The sequence below is a fragment of the Streptomyces sp. NPDC007917 genome, assembly GCF_042959105.1.
In the GTDB taxonomy this organism is placed as follows: domain Bacteria; phylum Actinomycetota; class Actinomycetes; order Streptomycetales; family Streptomycetaceae; genus Streptomyces.
In genome coordinates this window covers 68,002-89,046 of sequence record NZ_JBIBKK010000005.1, presented here as the reverse complement: position 1 = coordinate 89,046, position 21,045 = coordinate 68,002, and the positions used below count along the sequence as shown (strand labels likewise).

Sequence of the window (21,045 nt, the reverse complement as noted above, 5' to 3'; positions counted from 1 at the left end):
GGACGGGGTCGCGCTCGGCAAGCGCCGAGGCGATCAGCGCAGCTCGTTGATGCGGATCAGGTTGCCCGCGGGGTCACGGAAGGCGCAGTCGCGCACACCGTACGGCTGGTCGATCGGCTCCTGGACGACCTCGGCGTCGCCGGCCTGCAGCCGCGCGAAGACGCCGTCGAGGTCGGCGGTGGCCAGGGTGATACGGGCGTAGATGCCCTTGTCCATCATCGAGACGATGGTGCCGCGCTCGTCATCGGTGATGGCGGGGTCCATGGCCGGCGGCTCCAGGACGATGGATGTGCCGGGCTGGTCGGCGGGGCCGACCGTGATCCAGCGCATCGTGCCCTGTCCGACGTCCTTGCGGACCTCGAAGCCGAGGATGTCCCGGTAGAAGGCCAGGGAGGCGTCCGGGTCCTGGTGCGGGAGGAAGGTCCAGTGAATGCTGATGTCCATGGTGTTCTTCACGGCGTTGTTCATGGCGTTCACGCTAGCCACGCCTCCGTGACCACGGCTTCTCCATTCCTGATCGGTCTGCTCGCCCGCTCCGAGGGTGTTTAGCAGTTTGTCTTCCTGGTTTTCCTGGGCTTCGCGGGTGGGGTGGATGGGCGTGCGTAACCCGTACGGGAGTTCGGTCGTTGATGTGATCGTCAGGGCGGGAGCAGAGCGAGGCGCATAAGGGGGTCGGCGGGATGCGGCGCAGGGTTCCGGTGGGTGAGGGGGAGGTGCAGCAGGTCGCGGCGGCCTGCGCCCGCGCGCTGCGGGGTGTGGACGCGGTGACCGGCCGGCAGCTCGGCGAGGCGGCCTTGGTGGAGCGGGCCGGGTGGCTGACCGCTCCTGTCGAGTCGCTGGCGGCGGGGGTGGTCCAGGAGCACTGGAACGGGGCCGATCCGGGCCCGGCTCGCCTCCGGCGTCGATCATCGGGTGCATCGCTGCCGTCGCAGAGGTGGATGGCAGAGAGGGGAAGCAGCGCAGGGTCCCCGCCCCACCCGACCACCGCACCCCACCCAGGGCGCGGCCGGGTGGCAAGCGTCCGGCGGGGCGGACCCCCACACACCCGCCCCTTCCCCAAACTCTTCGAGCAGGGGATACCCCATGGCCAGCGGTGTCCACGGCAGCAGGGACCGAACACGATCGGCACCCCCACCCGGCATCAGCCGGACGGGGCCAGACTCGGGGCAGGCTTCCACCGCCACGCCCACACCACCCCCACCTGGGAACGGCCGAGCCGCCCTCCCACACGATCCCCAACACTCGGATCATCCAGGAAACCCAAGCCGATTAGAGGCGCTCCTCACGGCCCCGAATGCTGTGCGAAACTCCTCGCGTAACCGGATCCCCCTCCTGAAGGAGGGGGCTTTCAGCCGCACCGGCTGAGGCCCGTGTGTTACCAGCACCAGCCAACTCCCATGGAGGAGGTGACCGAAGTTGGCTACGTTCCGCGCAGGACAGAAGACCCACCGCGCTGTCCTTCCTCAGCAGCTCGCTCTGGAATTCGAGTCAGCAGACAACCCCGGGATCAAGGACGAAACGGGGCTCGAACGCCGTGAGGCATCCGGCGCTGGACATGTGCGAGAGGAGACCGCCGAGCGTTCACCTGCGCCCGGCAGCGTCACTCCCAACCCTCCGGTTGGGAAGCAGCCGCGTGAGCGGCACCTGTTCGTGTTCGTGCTCGACAAGCATCATCGCCCGTTGCAGCCGTGCGCCCCGGCCAGGGCCCGCAAGCTCCTCAAGAAGGGAAGGGCTGTTGTCCACCGGCATACGCCGTTCGTCATCCGCCTCAAGGACCGTACCGCCGCCACCTCAAAGGTCGACGGAGTAGAGGTCGGCATCGACCCCGGCAGCAAGCACACCGGCATCGCGGTGTTCACCGCTGCCCAGGGCGAACGCCGCGCCCGGTACGCGGTGCAGCTCGACCACCGGGGCGCGACGATCCGCAAGAAGCTGGAGCAGCGCGCCGCATACCGGCGCGGACGCAGGTCGCGGAACCTGCGCTACCGCAAGCCGCGCTTCAACAACCGCACCCGGTCCAAGGGCTGGCTGGCGCCCACTCTCCAGCACCGGGTGGCCACCACCATGTCGTGGACGAACCGGCTGGCCAGGTGGGCGCCCGTGAGGGCGGTGCACGTCGAACGTGCGGCGTTCGACACCCACGCCATCAGCGCGGGCAAGCCGCTGGAGGGAGTCGAGTACCAGCACGGCACCCTCCACGGTACGGAGGTCCGCGGATACCTCCTGGCCAAGTTCGGGCACGCCTGCGTCTACTGCGGAATCACGAACGTGCCGCTGAACATCGACCACGTTCAACCCCGCTCCCGGGGCGGCTCGGACCGCATATCCAACCTCGTGCCGGCCTGCATCCCCTGCAACGAAGCCAAGTCCAATCGGCCGGTGGAAGAGTTCGCCCCCAAGCGGGCCGCGGACATCCTGCGGCGAGCCAAAGCCCCGCTCAGGGATGCAGCCGCCGTCAACTCGACCAGGTGGACGCTGTGGCGGGCGCTGGACGCGATGCTGCCCACTCACACCGCCTCGGGCGGTCGGACGAAGTGGAACCGCACCCGCTGGGGCCTGTCCAAGAGCCACACCCTGGATGCACTGGCGGTGGGCAAGCTCGATTCGATCACCGAAATCGTCACTCGTGTGCTGGTGGCCGGGTGTACGGGGCGCGGCACACATGCCCGCACCCGCACCGACAAGCACGGCTTCCCCCGCCTGCGCATGCCCCGCCAGAAAACGTTCTTCGGCTACACCACCGGCGACCTCGTCCGCGCTGTCGTTCCCACCGGCAAGAAGGCCGGTACCCATACAGGTCGGGTCGCCGTACGGGCGACCGGCAGCTTCAACATCACCACCACGAACGGAACCGTCCAAGGCATCCGACACACCCACGTCCGCCTCCTCCAACGGGCCGACGGATACGCCTACACCACCCAACCCGAACAGCTCCGCGCGGCAGCCAGGTAACGGACGCCGATCCGCCCTGGCGGCGAATCGGCCGTCCCTGCCCCGCTCCGCAGAAGCGTCGTTTCCTCCCCCGGCCAAAGCCAGGCTGAAGCCGGGAGTATCCACGAAGGAGAAACCTGATGAAACGGCTGGACCTCGACGACCTCGTACGGCTGCGGCAGGCCCGCGACCGGATGGACCGCGACTACGCCGAGCCGCTCGACGTCCCGGCGCTGGCGCAGGGCGCCCTGATGTCGCCGGGCCACTTCTCCCGCAGCTTCCGCGCCGCCTTCGGCGAGACGCCGTACAGCTATCTGATGACCCGGCGCATCGAGCGGGCCAAGGCGCTGCTGCGGCGCGGCGACCTCACGGTGACCGAGGTCTGCTTCGCGGTCGGCTGTACGTCGCTGGGGTCGTTCAGCTCGCGCTTCACCGAGCTGGTCGGCGAGAGCCCGAGCGCCTACCGGGCCCGGAGCCACGACCACGCCGTCGCCATCCCGGCCTGCATGGCCAAGATCCACACCCGGCCGGTCAGGAACGGAGAAGGAAGCCCCGCCCGGCAGCCGTAGCGTAGCGTGAACAATATGGAGATCACGCTTTCCACCTGCTTCATCGCCGTCGACGACCACGACAAGGCGATCGCCTTCTACCGCGATGCGCTCGGCCTTGAGGTGCGCAACGACGTCGAGTTCGAGGGCATGCGCTGGGTGACCGTCGGATCGCCCTCTCAGCCGGACGTGAGCATCGTCCTGGAACCACCGCTCGCCGATCCGAACGCCTCGCCTGCCGACAGACAGACCATGGCGGAGCTGATGGCCAAGGGCCTGCTGCGCGGTGTCATCTTCTCGACGGACGACTGCGACGCCACCTTCGAGCGCGTCAGCGCCGCGGGTGCCGAGGTGCTGCAGGAGCCCATGGACCAGTTCTACGGCCTGCGCGACTGTGCCTTCCGCGATCCGGCCGGCAATCTGCTGCGCTTCACCCAGCCCCTCCAGAAGTGAGCCCTTGGGCACCCGGGGCTCACAGGCCCGGTGTTCCGGGCCGTAGCGCCCGTGCCAGCGCCGTCCCCGCCGCCGCGCGCGGGGCGCTGTCGGCCGGGCGGCGGCGTGGGTGCACGGTGTTGGCCAGCAGCACCAGATACGAGGACGTGGCCCGGTCGAGCACCAGGCTGGTGCCGGTGAAGCCGGTGTGGCCCGCCGCGCCACGGCCCGCCAGTTCGCCCATGAACCAGGGCTGATCGATCTCGAACCCGAGCCCGGGCGCGGCCAGCATCAGGTCGACGGACTCCGGCCGCAGCACGGGCGGCCCCCCGCCCAGCAGGGCGCGGCACAGCAGCGTCAGGTCCGCGGCCGTGGAGAAGAGGCCCGCGTGGCCCGCGACGCCGCCCAGGGCGTGGGCGTTCTCGTCGTGGACGACGCCCCGCAGCATGCCGCGGTCGAGCTTGGCCCAGGGGCGCCGCTGGTCCTCGGTGGCGGCGATGCGGGGCAGCCAGGCGCGGGGCGGGCGGTAGCGGGTGGCGGTCATGCCGAGGGGGCGGGTGATGCCGTCGCGTACGAGGTGGGCCAGGGAGCGGCCGGTCACCCGCTCCAGGACCCGCTGCAGCAGCAGGAAGTTCAGGTCGGAGTAGCGGCGGGCGGTGCCGGGGGCGGTGGCCGGGGGTTCGGCGCGCAGCCTCGCCAGCCGCTGTTCGTGTCCGTCGTAGTCGTACAGCGGGAGTTCGGGCAGCAGCCCGGAGGTGTGGGTGAGCAGCTGCCGCACGGTGATCCCGTGCTCGGCGGCGGCCGTGAACTCGGGGGCGTACGCGGCGACCCGGCCGTCCAGGTCGATCCCGCCGCGCTCGGCGCACCGCATGGCGACGATCGTGGTGAACAGCTTGGTCAGCGAGGCGAGATCGAAGACGGTGTCCTGCCCCCGGTCGCGGCCCGGCCCAGCGTCCTGCCCGGCGCTCTGCCCGGTGCGCATCGGCACCCACTGCTCGAGGGGCAGCTCCACGCCGCGGTCCGTGGCCTCGTCGTACGCCGCGTACCGCACCGCCCAGCCGAAGGCCTCCTCGACCAGGACCTCCTCGCCCCGCCCGGCGGCCACGACCACGCCGGCGCACCAGGGGCGCTCCCCCTCGGGAAGCGCCCCCACCGCTCGTATCAGCTGATCCAGAGGGTTCAGCCGGTCTTGCGCTGCTGCCACGGACGGCACAGTCCCACGAAACTGGCCATGGCCGCGAGCGCACACACCAGCTGGACGACGGTCATCGGCACGGCCGTGTGCTCACCCGCGATGCCCACCAGCGGCGAGGCGATCGCGCCGACGAGGAACGAGCAGGTGCCCAGCAGCGCGGACGCGGAGCCCGCGGCGTGCTTGGTGCGCATCAGCGCCTGGGTGTTGGTGTTGGGCATGGCCAGGCCCATCGCCGACATCAGCACGAACAGCCCGGCGGCCATCGGCACAAGCCCGATGTCGCCGAAGACCCCGCCGGCCATCAGGCACAGCGCGGTGGCCGACAGGGTGATCGCGGCAAGGCCGACGAACAGGGCCGCGTCCAGGTTGACCCGCCCGGCCAGCACCTTTCCATTGAGCTGTCCGACGGAGACCAGGCCGATCGAGTTGATCCCGAAGAGCAGGCTGAAGGTCTGCGGGGAGGCGCCGTAGATCTCCTGGACGACGAACGAGGACCCGGAGACATAGGCGAACAGCGCGGCGAAGGCGAAGCTGCCCGCCAGCATGTAGCCGGTGAAGACGCGGTCCGCGAGCAGCCCGCGCATGGTGCGCAGCGCCTCGCCGAGGCCGCCGCCGTGGCGCCGCTCGGGCGGCAGCGTCTCGTGCAGCCAGCGCCAGACGACGAGGGTGAGCAGGGCGCCGACGACGGCGAGCACGACGAAGACGCCGCGCCAGTCGGTGAGCCGGAGGACCTGGCCGCCGATGAGGGGCGCGGCGATGGGCGCCACGCCGGAGATCAGCATGAGGGTGGAGAAGAAGCGGGCCATCGCGGCACCGTCGTACAGATCGCGGACGACGGCGCGGGAGATCACGATGCCCGCGGCCCCGGCCAGGCCCTGCAGCAGCCGGAAGGCGATCAGCAGCTCGATGGTGGGCGCGACGGCGCATACGGCGGTGGCGACGATGTAGACCACCATGCCGATGAGCAGCGGGCGGCGGCGCCCCCACTTGTCGCTCATCGGGCCCACGACCAGCTGGCCGAGCGCCATGCCCGCCAGGCAGCCGGTGAGGGTGAGCTGGACGGTGGCGGCGGGGCTGTGCAGCGCGCCGGTGACCTCGGGCAGGGCCGGGAGGTACATGTCCATGGACAGCGCCGGGAGGGCGTTGAGCCCGCCGAGGACGAGGGTCATCAGCAGGCCGGCCCGGCGCGCCGCGGCGCTCGCGGCGGCGGGGGCGCTCGCGGCGGCGGGGGCGGGGAGGGGGGTGGACTCGGGTACGGATATGGATACGGGTCTGTGGTCGGGTGCGGTCGGATGGCCGGACGGCGGCATTCAGCTCTCCGTGAGTCGTTGAGTCTTCTCTATGCTCTCAGCAAATTCGTTGTGGTCATGACCGGTGTCTGTCCGGTGGAAGATCCGGTGGAAGATCCGGTGCGAGAGCGGAGTGGGCGTGGAGATGGGCGAGACCGTGCGGTGGGGGATTCTGTCGACGGGCGGGATCGCCGCGTCGTTCACGGCGGATCTGCTGGAGATGGCGGACGCGCGGGTGGTGGCGGTCGGCTCACGCGGCCCGGAGGCCGCGAAGCGCTTCGCCGAGCGGTTCGGGATACCCCGTGCGCACGGCAGTTGGGCCGAGCTCGCCGCCGACGAGGAGGTGGACGTGGTGTACGTCGCCACCCCGCATTCGGCGCACCGCGCGGCGGCCGGGCTGTGCCTGGAGGCGGGGCGGGCGGTGCTGTGCGAGAAGCCGTTCACGCTCAATGTGCGGGAGGCGGTCGAGCTGGTGGGGCTCGCCAGGGCCCGCGGCCGCTTCCTGATGGAGGCGATGTGGACGTACTGCAATCCGGTGGTCCGGCGGATGACCGAGCTGGTCCGGGACGGCGCGATCGGCGATGTGCGGGTGGTGCACGCGGACTTCGGCCTGGTCGGGCCGTCCGACGCCGGGCACCGGCTGCGCGACCCCGGGCAGGGCGGCGGCGCGCTGCTCGACCTCGGGGTGTATCCGGTGTCCTTCGCGCAGCTGCTGCTGGGCGAGCCCGATGACATCCAGGCCGGCGCGCGGCTGACCCCGGAGGGCGTGGACGAGAACACCGGGATCCTGCTGGGCTGGGACAGTGGCGCGGTGGCGCTGCTGAGCTGCTCGCTCAACGCCGATACGCCGCAGACGGCGTCGGTGACCGGGACGGCGGGCCGGATCGAGTTCCCGCGCGGCTTCTTCCACCCGGAGCGGTTCGTGCTGCACCGCCCGGGGCGGGATCCGGAGGAGTTCACGGCCGAGGGCCCGGCGGCCGGCCTGCGCGGTATGCAGCACGAGGCGGCGGAGGTGATGCGGTGTCTGCGGGCGGGCGAGACGGAGTCCCCGCTGGTGCCGCTGGACGGCACGCTCGCGGTGATGCGCACGCTGGACGCGGTGCGCGAGCGGGTCGGCGTGCGGTACCCCGGGGAGGACTGAGCGGTGGTGACAGGTGAGGGTGCCGCATCCACAAGGAAGGTCGACGATCGTAACCTCAACTTTTTCTCTTGAACTGGGGCGTTCGCTGGCTGACGGGAGTCCGTGCGGGCCATGCTGCTCGGCATGAAGCCGAAGACGAAGCGGGTCACCTTCGCGGTGGTTCTGGCGGCTGTGGTCGTGGGGTACGCGCTGCTTCTGTGGCGCGGCCCCTGGTGGATCGACGGTGCCCACCTCCGGACGAAGAGCCTCCAGCCCGCCGACGGGGTTGTGATCACCGGCTTCCGCACCATGCTCGTCGCCATGGGTGCCGGCGTCGTTGCAGGGATTGGGCTTTGGTACACGCACCAAAACCACAAGCTCGCGCAGCAGCAGTTCGAGCACACGCAGGAACAGTTCAAGCTCGCGCAACAGCAGTTCGAGCACTCGCACGAACAATTCACGCACACGCAAGCCAAGGATCGAGAACGATCTGAGCTCACCCGCGAAGGGCAGGTCACAGACAGGTACGTCGAAGCGAGCAAGTTGCTGGCCTCAGAGCGCCTGACCGAGCGACTGTGCGGGATCTACTCCTTCGAACGCATAATGCATGACAGTGAGAAGGATCGTGGAACCACCATCGAAGTCCTCGCTGCGTTCATCCGCAGCAAATCGGCGGAACTCAAAGCTAGGCGGGAACGTGAAGCGCGACAGGAAGGAAGCCAGGCAGCGAACAGCGCTATCAGCTCAGAGGGTATAGAAAAAAATTCATCGAAACTCGGCGAGCAGCCCGACATTCCACTATTACCCGAAGATATCCAGGCCGCGTTGACCGTACTAGGCCGACGGCCAGCCCCCGACAAAGAACAGGACATAAGTCTACGCAATGCGTACATCCCGCGGGCTGACCTCGGCGGGGCGAATCTCGGGAATGTGAACTTCGCTAAGGCGGAGCTCACTCGTGCAAACCTGAGGAGGGCGGAGTTGGGTAGGGCGAACTTCTTCGGGGCAAACCTCAAAGGGGCGAACCTGGAGGAGGCAGCCCTGGTAGGGACGGGCCTCGTCCAGGCGAATCTTGAGGGAGCGACCTTCGAAGGGGCAGTTCTTAAGAGCGCTTTACTCTGGCGCGCCAGCCTCCCGGGAGCGAACCTCAGAGGAGCGAACCTTGAGATGGCCTTACTTGAAGACGCGGACTTTCACTCCGCGAAAGGGTTAACGGTTGAGCAGCTACTACCCAGTATTCTTCGTCGGTCCACCCGGCTCCCGTCGCAGTTGGCCCGAGATCGCCAGATTCACGCTCTCCTCAGCGATATCGAAACCGCAAAGGTGGCTGTCAACAGTGATCTGGCGACTCCTCGGTCATCATCTGACGGTACACCCACGGCTGGTGAGCCCACTTGAAGCATAAAACTCTTTCAGCGTGGCCGCTGATCGGGTGACGAAATCAACGTCCGCAACGCTCAAGCTTTTGTGTCCTTGAGAGAGGTGATCGATATCTAAACTCCCCCTCGGCGGCCTGGTCTACCTCCGTAAGCACGACACCCTCGCGCAGATCGCCGCCGGCTTCGGGCTCTGCGTTGGCACTGCGTACGCCTACGCCACTGCCGCCATCGACCACCTCGTCCAGCGCGCACCCAGCCTGCTGCGTGTTCTGCGGTAGACCACCAGTCCCGATCACGTCTTGCTCTACGGCACGCTCGCGGAGTGCGACCGGGTCGGCGACAGCCGGGCCGACTACTCCCACAAACCCCGCCGACACGGAGAACGTGCAGGTGGTGACGGATCCGGCCGGACGACTACAGTGGATCTGGCCCCGCCCTGCCCAGCCACGACCTCACCGCGGCCCGCGCCCACCGGATCATCCGGATCTGCGAACGCCAAGCCCTGTCCTCGCCGACCGTGCCTACATGGGAGTCGGCCCGTGGGTGACGACACCCCTCAGACGCCTGCGGCCGCGACCGCACACCAACCCAGCAAGCCGTCAACCGTGAGCTGTCGGTGGCACGGGCCACCGGTCGAGCGCGGCGTCACACGCTTGAAGTCCTGGCGCATCTTCCGCCGAGCCCAGTGCAGCCCGAATCGAATATCTTACCCCCCGGTCCGCTGCTGATCGCCGCGACTCCCGCAACGTACGGTCAACTCCCCGCATCTCTGGCAAGTCTCGGCAAGTTCCTCGCTCCACGGAGCAGCTGCGGGCAAGCTCTGGCACAGAGAGCCATTACGTGCATCCGAGGAGGACAGCATGGCCCTGCGTAAGCTCGGTAAGGACCCGGAAAGTCCCAACGGCGGCTCCCCCACCATCTACCTCGACGAGGAGAAGGACAACTACCTCGTACAGGGGTGGAAGGTGGAAGACTGCGAGCGACTTGGGCAGATGGACATCCCCGGCCATGAGTCGGTGGTGGAGATCCCCCGGCGCATGGTGCAGTTCTTCCTGGAGGTGAAGAAGGATGACGAGGACCCCGACGTTTGAGGAACTGTTCCGCGACTGTCAGAGGACTGCGATCCATCTGGAGATGCGCGACGGCTACATGAGGTCGGACCCGGCCTTCATCGACTGGAAGACCGGCAAGACTTTCGACCCCGCCGAACGCTGGGCCGACTGGCACGCCATCGTCACGGAGGCGACCGCGCGAGGCGTCGAGGTCCGGCGTGCCCGCGTCGTTTCGACGCCCGTCAGCGAGTACATCCGCTTCGAGTACGACGTGACGGCCGGACTGAACATCGATGCTGGCGAAGACGTGCGTTGGCTCTCCCGACGCGGCGCGACCGACCTCGCACTTCCGGGCAACGACTTCTGGCTATTCGATTCCAGCCTCGTCCTCGTCAACCACTTCGATGGTGAAGGTGAGAACATGGAGGTGGAACTCACAGAAGATCCGGAGGTAGCGAAGCTGTGCGAGTCTGCCTTCGAGTCTGTATGGCAGCGGGGAACGCCTCATGCAGACTTCGAGTTGGCCTGACAGACAGAACAGCACCTTCGTACCGACATGACATCGCCATCTTCGAGTGTTCAGGAAGCCCGCAAGGCGCTCGGCCAACGCCTGGGCGAGATTCGGCAGGCAGCCGGTCTCACTAAGCGAGCCCTGGCCAACAGTCTGGGTTGGCATGAGTCGAAGGCTTCGCGCTTCGAGAGCGGCACCCGCGCGCCCTCGGAGCGCGACCTTCTCGATTGGTGTTCCGCGTGTGGCGCGGAGAGTGAAACAGAAGATCTCATCTCGATGGCCCGCGGTATTGAGGGCATGTATGTCGAGTGGCGCAAGATGGAACGCAACGGGCTCAAGTGGGCCCAGAAGTCTGTTCTCCCTCTCTGGGAGCGCACGCAGCGGTTCCGCATCTACTCGCCATGGCTCATTCCCGGCCCAGTGCAAACAGCCTCATACATCACCGCACTTCTGACCTCCATTCGTGACCGCCGTGGGCTCATCGATGACGTGCCGAGGGCCGTCAGAGTGCGCGTCGAGAAGCAGCAGGTCGTGTACGGCAACCACACATTCGCCATCCTCCTGGAAGAGAGCGCACTCCGATACCGCATCGGAGGGACGGATGTGATGGCGGAACAACTCGACCATCTTCTCGGCGCAATGGCGCTCCCTTCGGTGAGTATCGGCATCATCCCCCAGGATGCGGACCGATCGTCCCTCTGGCCCGTCGAGGGCTTCTTCCTGTACGACGACGAAACGGTGAACGTGGAACTCGTCTCGGCGCACCTAACCGTTGTCCAGAAGCAGGAACTCGCCCTGTATGTACAGACATTCAACAAGCTGGCCGAACTTGCCGTCTACGGTCCGGCTGCACGTGAAATTATCGCCGCAGCCATCGAATCTCTAGGGTGAAAATTGGGCAAGTTCCGGCATATTCGTGGAGCCTCGTCTACTCCCCCTCCTAGCTTTATTGGCACGGCTCAGTGCGTCCAGCCGTCATCAACGAAGGGAAAGCCATGCCCCACGCTAAGGAACAGCCGTCCCGGCTGGACGGCGCCGAGCTCGATGAGCTCGGGAATTTCTTCACCTTGTACGCCGAGCGGCAGGCCCGCGGTGACGACCGCGTCATGCCGATGTTCTCGGCCCGCATTGACGCCGCGTGGCACCAGCTCAACACCGACCCGGCCGCTCTGGCCGCGTTCTGCGATCGCCACGCCGGCCTGCCCGTTGGTCACGCACCGCTCAAGGGCTCCGGCCGCGTGGGCTGGGTCGAGGAGTACGCAGCCCGCTTCGGCACACTGCCCGCGGTGTGGTTCACCGACGTGTCCGGACAGGTCGACACGGACCTCCTCGGCCGATACGAACGCACCGGGATCGTGATCACCGACTGGGACTGCTCGCCGGTTCCCGGAGACGGTGGCGACGTGGCGAAGCCTCCCCGGCCCGCAACTGCCCGACGGCGGTGACTGAGTCCGCGGCAGAGCCCCGACGGAACTCCGTCGGGGCCCCGCCCGCATTCGGGGTGCTGGACCAGGTGAGCGCCGGCGATGCGTCGGCTGTAGGGCTCGCCGCGTACGCGGAAGCGGTGGCGGGGAACTGCCCGTATCTGGCTCCGTCGATACGCGCCGGACAGACGCGGTGGGTGCGCTACCGGCCCACCTTTGGCGCCGACATGGGCGCCGTCGAAGCGGGCGTGTTCGGCGCTGCGGTTGATGCCGCCGAGCAAGTGCGAGCGCGGCGAGGCGATGGTGCCCGATTGGCGTGCGTCGTTGTCGCCTTCGAGCTGAGCCCGTATGTGGGGCCTCGAGTCCTCCCATGGCCCCACTGGGCGTTGAAAGCCGCGTACGCCCCGGTCGGGGTCATGGTGGGGAAGTTCTGGCCGCGGCGATCGGACACCGATCGGAAGGGGCAGCCCATCGCTGCTGCACCTCTTCCGTTGCTCGCGCTGCGGGCCGCAGTCCCCGCCATCGACGGCCGCCTCCTGCCCCACACGCCGCACCTGGCCCACGTCATCGCCGACTCGGAGGACGATCGCCGGGACGTATTCGCCCCGGCGGGTGGGCTTGGCGAGGAGGCATGCGCGGCGTGGCCACGGTTGCGATCCTGGGCGGCTCACCAACTCGAGACAAGGGGAACGCTGTAATGCTCAGCACAGAGCAGTGGCCGGCACCGGTTGGGGCACTGGCCGCGTATCTGGCGAACATCGGCGAGCAGATCACCGAGGCCCGGCAGGTGTCGGATCGGCGCGGCTCAACAGCGTGGAAGGTGGCGACGACCGGCAACACTTACGCCCTGAAGGCGAACACCGAAGACGACTACGAGGGACGAGACAAGCGCGCCGAGCTCGAGCGGGAGGAACGTGTCATCGCCGAGCTGGACCGGCTCCGTGCCGTGCCTGTCGGCTACCTCGTCGGTGCGGGTGAATTCGAGTCCGGCCGGTGGCTTGCGGTGACTTGGGCACCCGGTGGCCCGATGTGGCACACCCTCTCACCGGCCCGTACCGATGACACGCCCTACGCTCGTCATCTCCTGCTCGCATGTGCACGGTCGATGACAGCCGCCGTGGCGTCTCTGCATGGGGCCGGGTGGGTGCACGCCGATATCCAGCCCACGAACATGCTGTTAACGCAGGACGGCGCGGCGACGCTGATCGACTATGCCTTGGCGTGTGGCCCGGTGGCGGATGGGCTGCCCGACCTCGAGACCGGTCGCACGCCCTACCGAGGCGCCTTGACCCACACCACCGCGCCGGAGATTGCCGCCGCTGTTCTGGACACGGTCGACACAGTCCATATCGCGCCGACACCGGCGGCTGATGTGTGGGCGTTGGGCGCGTCGCTGTTCTGGTGCTGGACCGGACACCGGCCGGTGCCGTACCGGGATCCCGAAGGACCACGGGGAGGGAAGTTGCGGGATATCGCCGAGGGGCGCACGCTCGACTTCGCCAGTGCCCGCCCGTGGCCATTCCCAGGATTCGAGGAGATCGTCGCCGGGTGCCTTCATCCGGACCCCGACAAGCGGCCGGTCTCCGCCGACCTCCTCACCGCCTTGAAGACAGCAGACCGGTGAACCCACGCCGCGCCACCGGCGACGATGCGCCGGAGCTCGCGCGACTGCGCGGTGTGATGTTCGCCTCTCTCGGGCCCGTGCCCGACGGCCCATGGTTCCAGGAGAGCGCAGCCGCCTTCGCTGACCGTCTTGAGTATGACCCGGCGTTCGCCGCATTCGTCATCGATGACGGGGCAGGGCGGTTGCTGTCCTGCGCGATCGGGGTGTACACCCCGCTCTTGCCCAGCCCCCGTGCAAGGGCGGCGAACATCGGACACATTCTGTCCGTCGCCACCGATCTCGAGCACCGGAGCCGCGGTCACGCCCGCGCCTGCGTGGCTGCGGTCATGGGCTGGCTTGCCGAGCGGGACTGCGGGCATATCCAGTTGCGCGCTTCCTCCGAAGGACAGTCTCTCTATGTCGGACTCGGGTTCGAGATCGTGAACGATGTCTTCATGATCTGGCGCCCATGACTCTACGCGGGGCCAGGGCCTCCCTGGTCCCGCGTAGAGTCATGGCGCTACGTTGCCGATACTCAGCAGTTCCAGGCGGATTCTTGCGCTCATGGCTGGCATAGCAAGGTCACCATCCCTTCGGCAAGAAACAGACCGTCTTTCCGTCTGGCCCAATGTCGACTGTGTAGCCGGGAGCCAAAAGCTCCAGCAATTCCAAGCCGCGCCCGCCGGTCGACTGCTCGTTGGCCACGCGTCTCTGGGGCTCCTGGCGAGAAGCGTCCCAGACCTCAATCCAGAGATCGGACCGCACTCGCACTTCGAACTCCGGGCCCTCGGCATAGTTGACCGAGTTGGTGGCCACTTCACTCACTAATAGTTCACATACATCGACCTCGCTTCCCCCGGCATCGGAGTAGGCCTGAACAGCCCAATTTCTGGCAAGCGCCACCGACTTGGGCTCGCGAGCGAACCTGGCTGTCGCCGACATCTCTCCGTATGCGTCGTGCTGATCCGTACGCATGGCAGCCTCCAGGGCGCGGCTGCGACCAGCCACGCAGACGTACACGCACCGCTACGGAACCGACTCGGTGCGTGATGATGAGTGTGGTGCGTACGCAACTGCGTACGCAACCTCATCGCCGGAATTACCCCCCAGAAGTGCCGTCCGCGTCGCGCTGCGCGCTACCCTGCGCTGGACACCACCACCGCCGAGGGGAGGGCGCCCGTGGCACTGAACACAGCCGCGATGGCTGCGCGAAAGCGCTTCGGTCAGGCGCTGCAAGAAGTACGCAAGGCCGCTCGCCTACCCAGCGGTGAGCCGGTGCAGCAGGGCGACGTCGCACGCGCACTCGGCTACAAGAGCTACCACCGCGTCTCGCGGATGGAGCGCGGCGAGACGTGGCCGAACAAGGATGAGTGGAAGATCCTCGTCAAGTTCCTGGCCATGGACCTGGCTGCCCGCGTACGACTGGAAACCATGCGCACCGAGGGCATGTCGATCGCCGACGCGTGGTGGACGGCGTACGACGGAGAGTTCCCGGAAAGTCTGCTCCAGTTCATCGCCTATGAGGACGCCTCACAGCGCATCACAACATGCGCGGTCAACGTGGTGCCGGCCCTGCTCCAGACGCGGTCTTACGCACGAGCGATCACGAAGTCCGTCGCGGGTTCCGTCCTCGCCCCTGATGCCGTAGAACGCTCGGTCGAACTGCGCCGCAGTCGTCGAGGAATCTTCGACAAGCCCAACCCGACCCCGGTTGAGTTCATCTTCGGTGAGGCCGCCCTGCGCCAGCACGTCGGCGGCACCGGCGTCATGCTGGAACAGCTCGATTCGCTCATCGAGGATGATGCCAAGTACAAGATCAGCATCAGGGTCGTACCTTTCACAGCAGAAGCCGCATCCATGTATATGATGCACCTGCTTGAGTTCGGCGAGGCGGACGAGAAGCCGATCACGGCCTTCGATTCCATGACGGGAATGACCTTCCAGAAACGCCCCCGGGAGGTCCGCGAAAATCGGCACTACATTGAGGCCGTGCGTAATCTTGCCCTCTCACCACTGGAATCTATGGCAATGGTTAAAGAAATTAGGAAAGAGATGTCTAGTGCGTGACAAGAGCGAACTGATGGCCCAAGACGTGCCCGAAGACGCGTGGACGAAGTCGTCGTTCTCTGGCGGCGGCAGCGGAGGGGACTGCCTCGAAGTCGCGAAACTCCGGGGCGGCGTTGCCCTCCGTGACTCCGAGAACCCTGGGATGCGGATATATCTCACGGATGCCGAGTACAGGGCGTACACACAGGGCGTTCAGGCCCGGGAGCCCGGCCTGGTGTTGTAGATCCCCAATATGGCGAAGGCCCCTTTCAGTCCGGGCAACCCCGATCGTCGCCTTCTTCCACAGCCGGAGTCGATGTACATCTGGTCGGCGTTCGGCCGAACTCGCAGGTAGCTGAAGGGCCGGAAGACGGCACCACCTGAATTGGCAGTGCCGTCTTCCGTCTGCGGCCGACCTGCGGCGTATGCTTCGCCGGCCGGTTCAGGCCGCCGTCAGGCCTCCTGGAGGCCGGGGTTGCCGGCCTCGCTGACGAACGACGCCGCCGTGGTGAGGGGCGCGCCCGGGGTGGTGACGGCGGCGACCGTCTTGTAGTCGGCCCGGGCGGCTTCGCCGTCCAGGGTGACCGTCACATAGCCGCGGCGGCCGTTGTAGAACTTCATGTGCGGGTTGGCCGCCATGTACGTGGCCCAGTTGGACGGCTTGTCGGAGCCGTCCTTGCCGCTGGTGATGGAGGTGCCGACGAACTCCACGCCCAGGGTGCGGGAGGCGGGGTCGTTGAAGTCCTTCTTGATGTCGAAGGCGTAGTGGACGTGGACGTCGCCGGTGAGGACGACGAAGTTCTCGATCCCGGCCGCCTCGACGCCCGCGAGGATCCGCTCGCGGGAGGCGGGGTAGCCGTCCCAGGAGTCCATGCTGAGCTTGGAGCTGGCGGCGGTGGTGTTCTTCCGCTGCGAGAAGGTGACCTGCTGCGGAAGCACGTTCCAGGTGGCCCTGGAGCGCCGGAAGCCGTCGAGCAGCCAGCGCTCCTGGGCGGCGCCGGTGAGGGTGCGCGACGGGTCCTCGGACTCGGGCCCCGGGTACTGCCAGCCGTCGCCGTACGCCTGGTTGGAGCGGTACTGGCGGGTGTCGAGGATGTCGAACTGGGCGAGCCTGCCGTAGTGGAAGCGGCGGTAGAGCCGCATGTCGGGGCCGTCGGGCCGCTGGGGCATGCGCAGCGGCATGTTCTCCCAGTACGCGCGGTAGGCGGCGGCCCGGCGGATCAGGAACTCCTCCGGCGGGTCCTCGTTCTCGTCGATGTCGCCCGCGTAGTTGTTCTCGGTCTCGTGGTCGTCCCAGGTGACGTACCAGGGGAAGGCGGCGTGCGCGGCCTGCAGGTCCTCGTCGGTCTTGTAGAGGGCGTAGCGCAGCCGGTACTGGTCGAGGGTGAGGGTCTCGGTGTTGAAGTGGGCGGGCAGGGTGCGGTCGGTGTAGTTGCGCGCGCCGCCGACCGCGTTGACGGCGTACTCGTACTGGTAATCGCCGACGTGGAAGACGGCGTCCAGGTCCTCGCTCGCGAGGTGGCCGTAGGCGGTGAAGTAGCCGTCGTGGTACGCCTGGCAGGAGACCAGGCCGAAGCGGCCCTCGCGGACGTGGGCGCCGGTGGCGGGGGCGGTGCGGGTGCGGCCGGCGGGGCTGGTGAAGCGGCCGGCGCGGAAGCGGTACCAGTAGCCGCGGTCGGCGTCGAGGCCCTTGGCGTCGACGTGCACGGTGTAGTTGAACTCGGCGTGTGCGATGGTCTTGCCCTTGCGGACCACTCGTCTGAAGCGCTCGTCGTGGGCGATCTCCCACTGGACGTACACGAAGCCCTCGTCGGGCAGTCCGTTGCCCGGCTCGTACGGGCGCGGGGCGAGTCTGGTCCACAGCACGACGGCGTCAGGCAGCGGATCGCCGGAGGCCACGCCGAGGGTGAAGGGGTCTTCGGTGAGGGAGTGCGAGGTCTGCTCGGTGGCGTGGGCGCTGGGCAGGTTGGTGCTGAAGGCGATGGCCGCGGCGGCCCCGGTGACGGTGAGGAAGCGGCGGCGGCCCAGGCTCGCTGCCGCGGCTCGTATGGCCTGCTGATGCGGGTGGTGTGCCATCTTGTGCTCTCCCCTGGCTCGTGGCGACTGGCTGTGGCGTCCGGTTCGTGGCATCTGGCAAGTACGTCAGAGGAATTGGACGGGCAACGGACGGCCGCGCGCTAGCCTGTACACGTCATAAAGATGTCGGACGGGTGAGTTCCGCATCAGGATGGGACGTTTGACGCGATATGCCGCCGCTCTGGCGGATCTTGACGTCGCGTACGCTGCGGACCCATGAATGTGATGTCGAAGGTTGCGGTGGTGACCGGCGCCGGATCCGGGATCGGCCGGGCGGTGGCCCTCGAACTCGCCGACGCGGGCTGGTCGGTGGCCCTGGCGGGACGCCGCCGGGAAGCCCTCGCCGAGACGGAGCGGCTGGCGGGCCGGGACGGGGCGGTGATCGCCGTACCGACCGACGTGACCCGCCCCGAGCAGGTCGACGCGCTCTTCGCGGCGGTACGGGACCGCTTCGGCCGCCTGGACCTGCTGTTCAACAACGCCGGGAGCTTCGGGCCGCGGAACGTGCCGCTGGACGAGCTGCGCCACGAGGACTGGCAGGCGGTGGTGGACACCAATCTGACCGGCGCGTTCCTGTGCGCGCAGGCCGCCTTCCGGCTGATGCGCACCCAGGACCCGCAGGGCGGCCGGATCATCAACAACGGCTCGGTCTCCGCGCACGCCCCACGGCCGCGCAGCGTCGCCTACACGGCGACCAAGCACGCCCTGACCGGACTGACCAAATCGCTGTCGCTCGACGGGCGGCCGTACGGCATCGCGTGCGGGCAGATCGACATCGGCAACGCGGCCACCGAGATGACGCAGAGGATGACCGTCGGTGTCCCGCAGGCGAACGGGGAGACGGCGGTCGAGCCGGTGATGGACGCCGCCGACGTGGCTCGTACGGTGCGTCATATGGCATCGCTGCCACTGGAGGCGAACGTGCAGTTCGCGACCGTGATGGCGACGGCGATGCCGTTCATCGGGCGGGGCTGACGGGCGAAGGATCGTCACTACGCGTACTTAACCGGTCACTTGATCAGATAATTCGATCAAGTGCTGATTTCACCCCTTAGGGCCAGCCGGACGCGACCCCCGGGCCGCCCCGGGCTGTTCGCAGACCCGTTCGTATGGCATGGTCGTGCTCCGATCCGCGCCGCCCACCACGCCGCTCACGACCGAAGAGAGACCGCCGTGCGTTCTCTGCCGCTCACGCTGGTCGCCCGCCTGCTGCCGGTCGCCGTACTCGCCGCCGCGGGCGTGGCCATGACGACCACCGCCGACTCGGACGCGCACCCCAAGCCCTCGGCCGCCTCGCCGCACCCCTCCGCGACCGCGACCGCCTCATCGGATCCCACGTCCGCCCCGGCACCGGACGGGCAGGGCGACGGCACCGCCGCGCCGCGCTACCCCGAACCCCCGGCCAAGCCCTGCGGCACCCTCCCGGCGAGCACCGTCAAGGACCTGGTGCCGGAGGCCGAGACGGCCGGCACCCAGCTCAAGACGAGCGACCCGGCCCACCGCTCGGGCTGCTCCTGGCACGCGCTGAGCGGATTCGACTACCGCTGGCTGGATGTCACCTACGATGTGTCGGCCTCGGCGGCCACCCGCGCCCGGTCGGCACAGGGCGACGGCCCGAGCACCGCCGTGCCCGGCCTCGGCGACCAGGCGTCGGTCAGCCTCACCGTCACCACCGACGACCAGCAGCGCATACGCGAGGCGGTCGTCGTCGCGCGCGAGGCGAACGCGGTGGTCACGGTGGTCTACAACGGCGGCGACTTCGAGACGCACGAGGCGGCGGGCGCCGACGAGCTGCGCAAGGGCGCGGTCACCGCCGCGAAGTCGGCCCTCGCCGCGCTCGACGGCTGAACCGCATCCCGGCGCCGTCCGCAAGAGCATCGACCAGAAGGTGGCATGAAGTCTCCATGTGCTTGAGACCGGCGTCCGCCATGCGCGACGATCGCCCCTACCAGTGGTAACGACAGCACCATCGGAACCGCTCCGAACAGCACGAAGCTGCAACCAACCCCACCCAGCGCCCTTGAAGGTGCTGATTTCTGCTCAGCTGTACACCTTTCGGTGTCTCTTGAGCACCTTTCGGCGCCGGCGTGGATGAAAGGAGCTCAAAGGTGATCGCAACGGGGGAGGACGCCATGCCGGTCAAGGTCCTGATCGCCGATGGACACGCCCTGGCCAGACTGGGGCTGTTAACCCTGCTGAGCTCGGTCCCCGCGCTGCGCGCCGTCGGCGAGGCCGCCGACAGCGACGGCGCCCGCGCCCAGGCCGCCGCACACAACCCGGACGTCATCCTCATGGACATCTCCCTTCCGCATCTCGGGGGGATCGCCACCACCCAGCACATCGTGGAGGCCGCGCCCGTCCGGCCGCCCCGCGTCATCCTCACCGCCTCGGAGGTCAGCGACGAGGAGATCCAGTCCGCGCTGCGGGTGGGCACCGCCGGGATCCTGCTCAAGGACACCTCGCCACAGAAGATGATTGCCTCGATCAGCGCGGTCGCCACCGGCGACATGGCCTTCTCGCCCAGCGTGATGGAGCGGCTGATCGACGCGTACACCTACCGCGCGACGGCCACCGAGACCGCCGGGGCCACCCTGGCCATGCTGACCATGCGGGAGACCGAGGTGCTGCGCCATGTCGCCAAGGGCCGCAGCAACTCCGCCATCGCGCGGGAGCTCAAGATCAGTGAGGCGACCGTGAAGACCCATCTGAACCGGGCGATGACCAAGCTGGGCATCACCAGCCGGGCCCAGGCCGTGGCGCTGGGCTATGAGTGCGGCCTGGTCGTACCCTCGCAGCCCCAGTCGGTCGCCTGAGGGCGCCGCGCTGCTGACCGCTTGCGGCTGCTCTCCCTCCCGATGAAGGGCCTGCCCCGGCGGACCGGCCGACGGCCGGTGACGATGACGGCGTTCCGGCCGTCGGGGCATCGTGGCGCGCTCCCGCGGGGTGTCGCGGCGCGCTGCCGCGGGGACGAAAGGTCTCACCCCCGCTCCGCCGCCTCCTTGATCCGGGCCAGGGTCGTGCGCATCCCCTCGACCATCAGCCGCTCCCGCCTGAACCCCACGAGGCCGCTGGCGTCGACCGCCCGTATCAGCAGGTGGGGGCGGCCGAAGTGCTCCCGCCACTCGGTCAGCGCGACGCCCTCGCCGTCGGGTTCGAGCCGGTAGCCCCACCGCACCTTCGACTGGGCCACCTCGAACGCGAACACCTTCCCTTCCTCGCACTCCACGACCGTGCAGTCGGTGGTCCAGAAGATGGGCCCACGCCTGTTGCGGCCGCGGAACCGGGCCCCGACGGCGGGCCCCGACGCCGGGGCCACCCAGCGCCCGCCCTTGCACTCGGGGCTGAACCGGCCGAAGCCGGTGACATCGGAGACCAGCCGCCACACCCGCTCGGGTGGGGCCGCGACGGAGATCGACACCTCGTCCACTGCGCACCGCCC

23 protein-coding genes and 1 pseudogene are annotated in these 21,045 nt (G+C 68.2%); 18 read left to right on the top strand and 6 right to left on the bottom strand.

Going from position 1 to position 21,045, the window contains the following annotated elements; all coding sequences use genetic code 11:
- Positions 1–33 precede the first annotated feature (33 nt).
- Positions 34–444, bottom strand: a complete 411-nt coding sequence (locus ACFZDL_RS10790; protein WP_353596006.1) for a VOC family protein — start codon at positions 442–444, stop codon at positions 34–36.
- A 1,206-nt stretch (positions 445–1,650) separates the two neighbouring features.
- On the opposite strand from ACFZDL_RS10790, the gene iscB reads away from it, so the two are divergent.
- From iscB to ACFZDL_RS10775, 3 genes are all read left to right on the top strand, one after another.
- Positions 1,651–2,952, top strand: a complete 1,302-nt coding sequence (iscB, locus tag ACFZDL_RS10785) for an RNA-guided endonuclease IscB (RefSeq protein ID WP_391191036.1) — start codon at positions 1,651–1,653, stop codon at positions 2,950–2,952.
- 119 nt (positions 2,953–3,071) lie between these two features.
- Positions 3,072–3,500, top strand: a complete 429-nt coding sequence (locus ACFZDL_RS10780) for a helix-turn-helix transcriptional regulator (protein ID WP_353595936.1) — start codon at positions 3,072–3,074, stop codon at positions 3,498–3,500.
- 15 nt (positions 3,501–3,515) lie between these two features.
- Positions 3,516–3,932, top strand: coding sequence for a VOC family protein (locus ACFZDL_RS10775; protein WP_353595937.1), 417 nt, complete (start codon positions 3,516–3,518; stop codon positions 3,930–3,932).
- Positions 3,933–3,951: 19 nt separating this feature from the next.
- On the opposite strand, the gene ACFZDL_RS10770 is transcribed toward ACFZDL_RS10775, so the two are convergent.
- Together ACFZDL_RS10770 and ACFZDL_RS10765 are read right to left on the bottom strand one after the other, a co-directional pair.
- Entirely contained in the window at positions 3,952–5,115 is a 1,164-nt protein-coding gene (locus ACFZDL_RS10770; protein ID WP_391190899.1) for a serine hydrolase, read from the bottom strand.
- A complete protein-coding gene (locus ACFZDL_RS10765; protein WP_353595938.1) occupies positions 5,091–6,416 on the bottom strand; it encodes a multidrug effflux MFS transporter in 1,326 nt (441 codons plus the stop codon). Before ACFZDL_RS10765 ends, ACFZDL_RS10770 begins: the two co-directional genes overlap by 25 nt.
- 124 nt (positions 6,417–6,540) lie before the next feature.
- On the opposite strand from ACFZDL_RS10765, the gene ACFZDL_RS10760 reads away from it, so the two are divergent.
- The 10 genes and pseudogenes from ACFZDL_RS10760 (at position 6,541) to ACFZDL_RS10715 (ending at position 13,957) form a co-directional block, all read left to right on the top strand.
- Entirely contained in the window at positions 6,541–7,536 is a 996-nt protein-coding gene (locus ACFZDL_RS10760) for a Gfo/Idh/MocA family oxidoreductase (RefSeq protein WP_353596008.1), read from the top strand.
- A gap of 123 nt (positions 7,537–7,659) precedes the next feature.
- On the top strand, positions 7,660–8,913 hold the full coding sequence (locus ACFZDL_RS10755) for a pentapeptide repeat-containing protein (protein WP_353595939.1): 1,254 nt from the start codon (positions 7,660–7,662) through the stop codon (positions 8,911–8,913).
- Positions 8,914–9,019: 106 nt separating this feature from the next.
- A pseudogene (locus ACFZDL_RS10750) lies at positions 9,020–9,622 on the top strand (transposase family protein); the annotation flags it as partial.
- A gap of 132 nt (positions 9,623–9,754) precedes the next feature.
- Entirely contained in the window at positions 9,755–9,985 is a 231-nt protein-coding gene (locus ACFZDL_RS10745) for a hypothetical protein (RefSeq protein ID WP_353595940.1), read from the top strand.
- Positions 9,963–10,475, top strand: coding sequence for a DUF6879 family protein (locus ACFZDL_RS10740; RefSeq protein ID WP_353595941.1), 513 nt, complete (start codon positions 9,963–9,965; stop codon positions 10,473–10,475). The genes ACFZDL_RS10745 and ACFZDL_RS10740 overlap by 23 nt, the downstream gene beginning before the upstream one ends.
- Positions 10,476–10,502: 27 nt before the next feature.
- Complete coding sequence (locus ACFZDL_RS10735; protein WP_353595942.1) at positions 10,503–11,348, top strand: helix-turn-helix transcriptional regulator; 846 nt, start codon at positions 10,503–10,505, stop codon at positions 11,346–11,348.
- 104 nt (positions 11,349–11,452) lie between these two features.
- Positions 11,453–11,902 (top strand): hypothetical protein, encoded by a 450-nt coding sequence (locus ACFZDL_RS10730; protein ID WP_353595943.1) that lies wholly within the window; start codon positions 11,453–11,455, stop codon positions 11,900–11,902.
- Positions 11,899–12,579: a DUF6875 domain-containing protein gene (locus ACFZDL_RS10725; protein WP_391190893.1), complete on the top strand. Its 681-nt coding sequence runs from the start codon at positions 11,899–11,901 to the stop codon at positions 12,577–12,579. The genes ACFZDL_RS10730 and ACFZDL_RS10725 overlap by 4 nt, the downstream gene beginning before the upstream one ends.
- A complete protein-coding gene (locus tag ACFZDL_RS10720) occupies positions 12,579–13,505 on the top strand; it encodes a protein kinase (protein WP_353595944.1) in 927 nt (308 codons plus the stop codon). The genes ACFZDL_RS10725 and ACFZDL_RS10720 overlap by 1 nt, the downstream gene beginning before the upstream one ends.
- A complete protein-coding gene (locus tag ACFZDL_RS10715) occupies positions 13,502–13,957 on the top strand; it encodes a GNAT family N-acetyltransferase (RefSeq protein ID WP_353595945.1) in 456 nt (151 codons plus the stop codon). The genes ACFZDL_RS10720 and ACFZDL_RS10715 overlap by 4 nt, the downstream gene beginning before the upstream one ends.
- Before the next feature lie 109 nt (positions 13,958–14,066).
- On the opposite strand, the gene ACFZDL_RS10710 is transcribed toward ACFZDL_RS10715, so the two are convergent.
- Positions 14,067–14,459, bottom strand: coding sequence for an ATP-binding protein (locus ACFZDL_RS10710; protein ID WP_353595946.1), 393 nt, complete (start codon positions 14,457–14,459; stop codon positions 14,067–14,069).
- A gap of 204 nt (positions 14,460–14,663) precedes the next feature.
- Here ACFZDL_RS10710 and ACFZDL_RS10705 point away from each other — a divergent pair, with 204 nt between their 5' ends.
- Together ACFZDL_RS10705 and ACFZDL_RS10700 are read left to right on the top strand one after the other, a co-directional pair.
- The gene (locus tag ACFZDL_RS10705; RefSeq protein WP_353595947.1) at positions 14,664–15,551 is read left to right on the top strand and encodes a helix-turn-helix transcriptional regulator; all 888 of its coding nucleotides are present in this window, start codon (positions 14,664–14,666) and stop codon (positions 15,549–15,551) included.
- Positions 15,544–15,774, top strand: coding sequence for a DUF397 domain-containing protein (locus ACFZDL_RS10700; protein WP_353595948.1), 231 nt, complete (start codon positions 15,544–15,546; stop codon positions 15,772–15,774). The genes ACFZDL_RS10705 and ACFZDL_RS10700 overlap by 8 nt, the downstream gene beginning before the upstream one ends.
- A gap of 209 nt (positions 15,775–15,983) precedes the next feature.
- Here ACFZDL_RS10700 and ACFZDL_RS10695 read toward each other — a convergent pair whose 3' ends face one another.
- Complete coding sequence (locus ACFZDL_RS10695; protein WP_353595949.1) at positions 15,984–17,606, bottom strand: alkaline phosphatase D family protein; 1,623 nt, start codon at positions 17,604–17,606, stop codon at positions 15,984–15,986.
- A 225-nt stretch (positions 17,607–17,831) separates the two neighbouring features.
- Between ACFZDL_RS10695 and ACFZDL_RS10690 the strand changes: the two genes are divergently transcribed.
- The 3 genes from ACFZDL_RS10690 (at position 17,832) to ACFZDL_RS10680 (ending at position 20,419) form a co-directional block, all read left to right on the top strand.
- The gene (locus tag ACFZDL_RS10690) at positions 17,832–18,581 is read left to right on the top strand and encodes an SDR family oxidoreductase (protein WP_353596010.1); all 750 of its coding nucleotides are present in this window, start codon (positions 17,832–17,834) and stop codon (positions 18,579–18,581) included.
- Positions 18,582–18,779: 198 nt separating this feature from the next.
- Positions 18,780–19,454, top strand: a complete 675-nt coding sequence (locus ACFZDL_RS10685) for a hypothetical protein (protein ID WP_353595950.1) — start codon at positions 18,780–18,782, stop codon at positions 19,452–19,454.
- A 260-nt stretch (positions 19,455–19,714) separates the two neighbouring features.
- Positions 19,715–20,419, top strand: a complete 705-nt coding sequence (locus ACFZDL_RS10680) for a response regulator transcription factor (RefSeq protein WP_353595951.1) — start codon at positions 19,715–19,717, stop codon at positions 20,417–20,419.
- Between the two features lie 164 nt (positions 20,420–20,583).
- On the opposite strand, the gene ACFZDL_RS10675 is transcribed toward ACFZDL_RS10680, so the two are convergent.
- Positions 20,584–21,033: an SRPBCC family protein gene (locus ACFZDL_RS10675; protein WP_353595952.1), complete on the bottom strand. Its 450-nt coding sequence runs from the start codon at positions 21,031–21,033 to the stop codon at positions 20,584–20,586.
- Between the last annotated feature and the right edge of the window lie 12 nt (positions 21,034–21,045).

Coding starts and splice junctions, on each gene's coding strand:
- ACFZDL_RS10790 (WP_353596006.1), bottom strand. CDS start 444: ATGGACATCAGCATTCACTGGACCTTCCTCCCGCACCAGGACCCGGAC.
- ACFZDL_RS10780 (WP_353595936.1), top strand. CDS start 3,072: ATGAAACGGCTGGACCTCGACGACCTCGTACGGCTGCGGCAGGCCCGC.
- ACFZDL_RS10775 (WP_353595937.1), top strand. CDS start 3,516: ATGGAGATCACGCTTTCCACCTGCTTCATCGCCGTCGACGACCACGAC.
- ACFZDL_RS10765 (WP_353595938.1), bottom strand. CDS start 6,416: ATGCCGCCGTCCGGCCATCCGACCGCACCCGACCACAGACCCGTATCC.
- ACFZDL_RS10760 (WP_353596008.1), top strand. CDS start 6,541: ATGGGCGAGACCGTGCGGTGGGGGATTCTGTCGACGGGCGGGATCGCC.
- ACFZDL_RS10755 (WP_353595939.1), top strand. CDS start 7,660: ATGAAGCCGAAGACGAAGCGGGTCACCTTCGCGGTGGTTCTGGCGGCT.
- ACFZDL_RS10745 (WP_353595940.1), top strand. CDS start 9,755: ATGGCCCTGCGTAAGCTCGGTAAGGACCCGGAAAGTCCCAACGGCGGC.
- ACFZDL_RS10740 (WP_353595941.1), top strand. CDS start 9,963: ATGACGAGGACCCCGACGTTTGAGGAACTGTTCCGCGACTGTCAGAGG.
- ACFZDL_RS10735 (WP_353595942.1), top strand. CDS start 10,503: ATGACATCGCCATCTTCGAGTGTTCAGGAAGCCCGCAAGGCGCTCGGC.
- ACFZDL_RS10730 (WP_353595943.1), top strand. CDS start 11,453: ATGCCCCACGCTAAGGAACAGCCGTCCCGGCTGGACGGCGCCGAGCTC.
- ACFZDL_RS10720 (WP_353595944.1), top strand. CDS start 12,579: ATGCTCAGCACAGAGCAGTGGCCGGCACCGGTTGGGGCACTGGCCGCG.
- ACFZDL_RS10710 (WP_353595946.1), bottom strand. CDS start 14,459: ATGCGTACGGATCAGCACGACGCATACGGAGAGATGTCGGCGACAGCC.
- ACFZDL_RS10695 (WP_353595949.1), bottom strand. CDS start 17,606: ATGGCACACCACCCGCATCAGCAGGCCATACGAGCCGCGGCAGCGAGC.
- ACFZDL_RS10690 (WP_353596010.1), top strand. CDS start 17,832: ATGTCGAAGGTTGCGGTGGTGACCGGCGCCGGATCCGGGATCGGCCGG.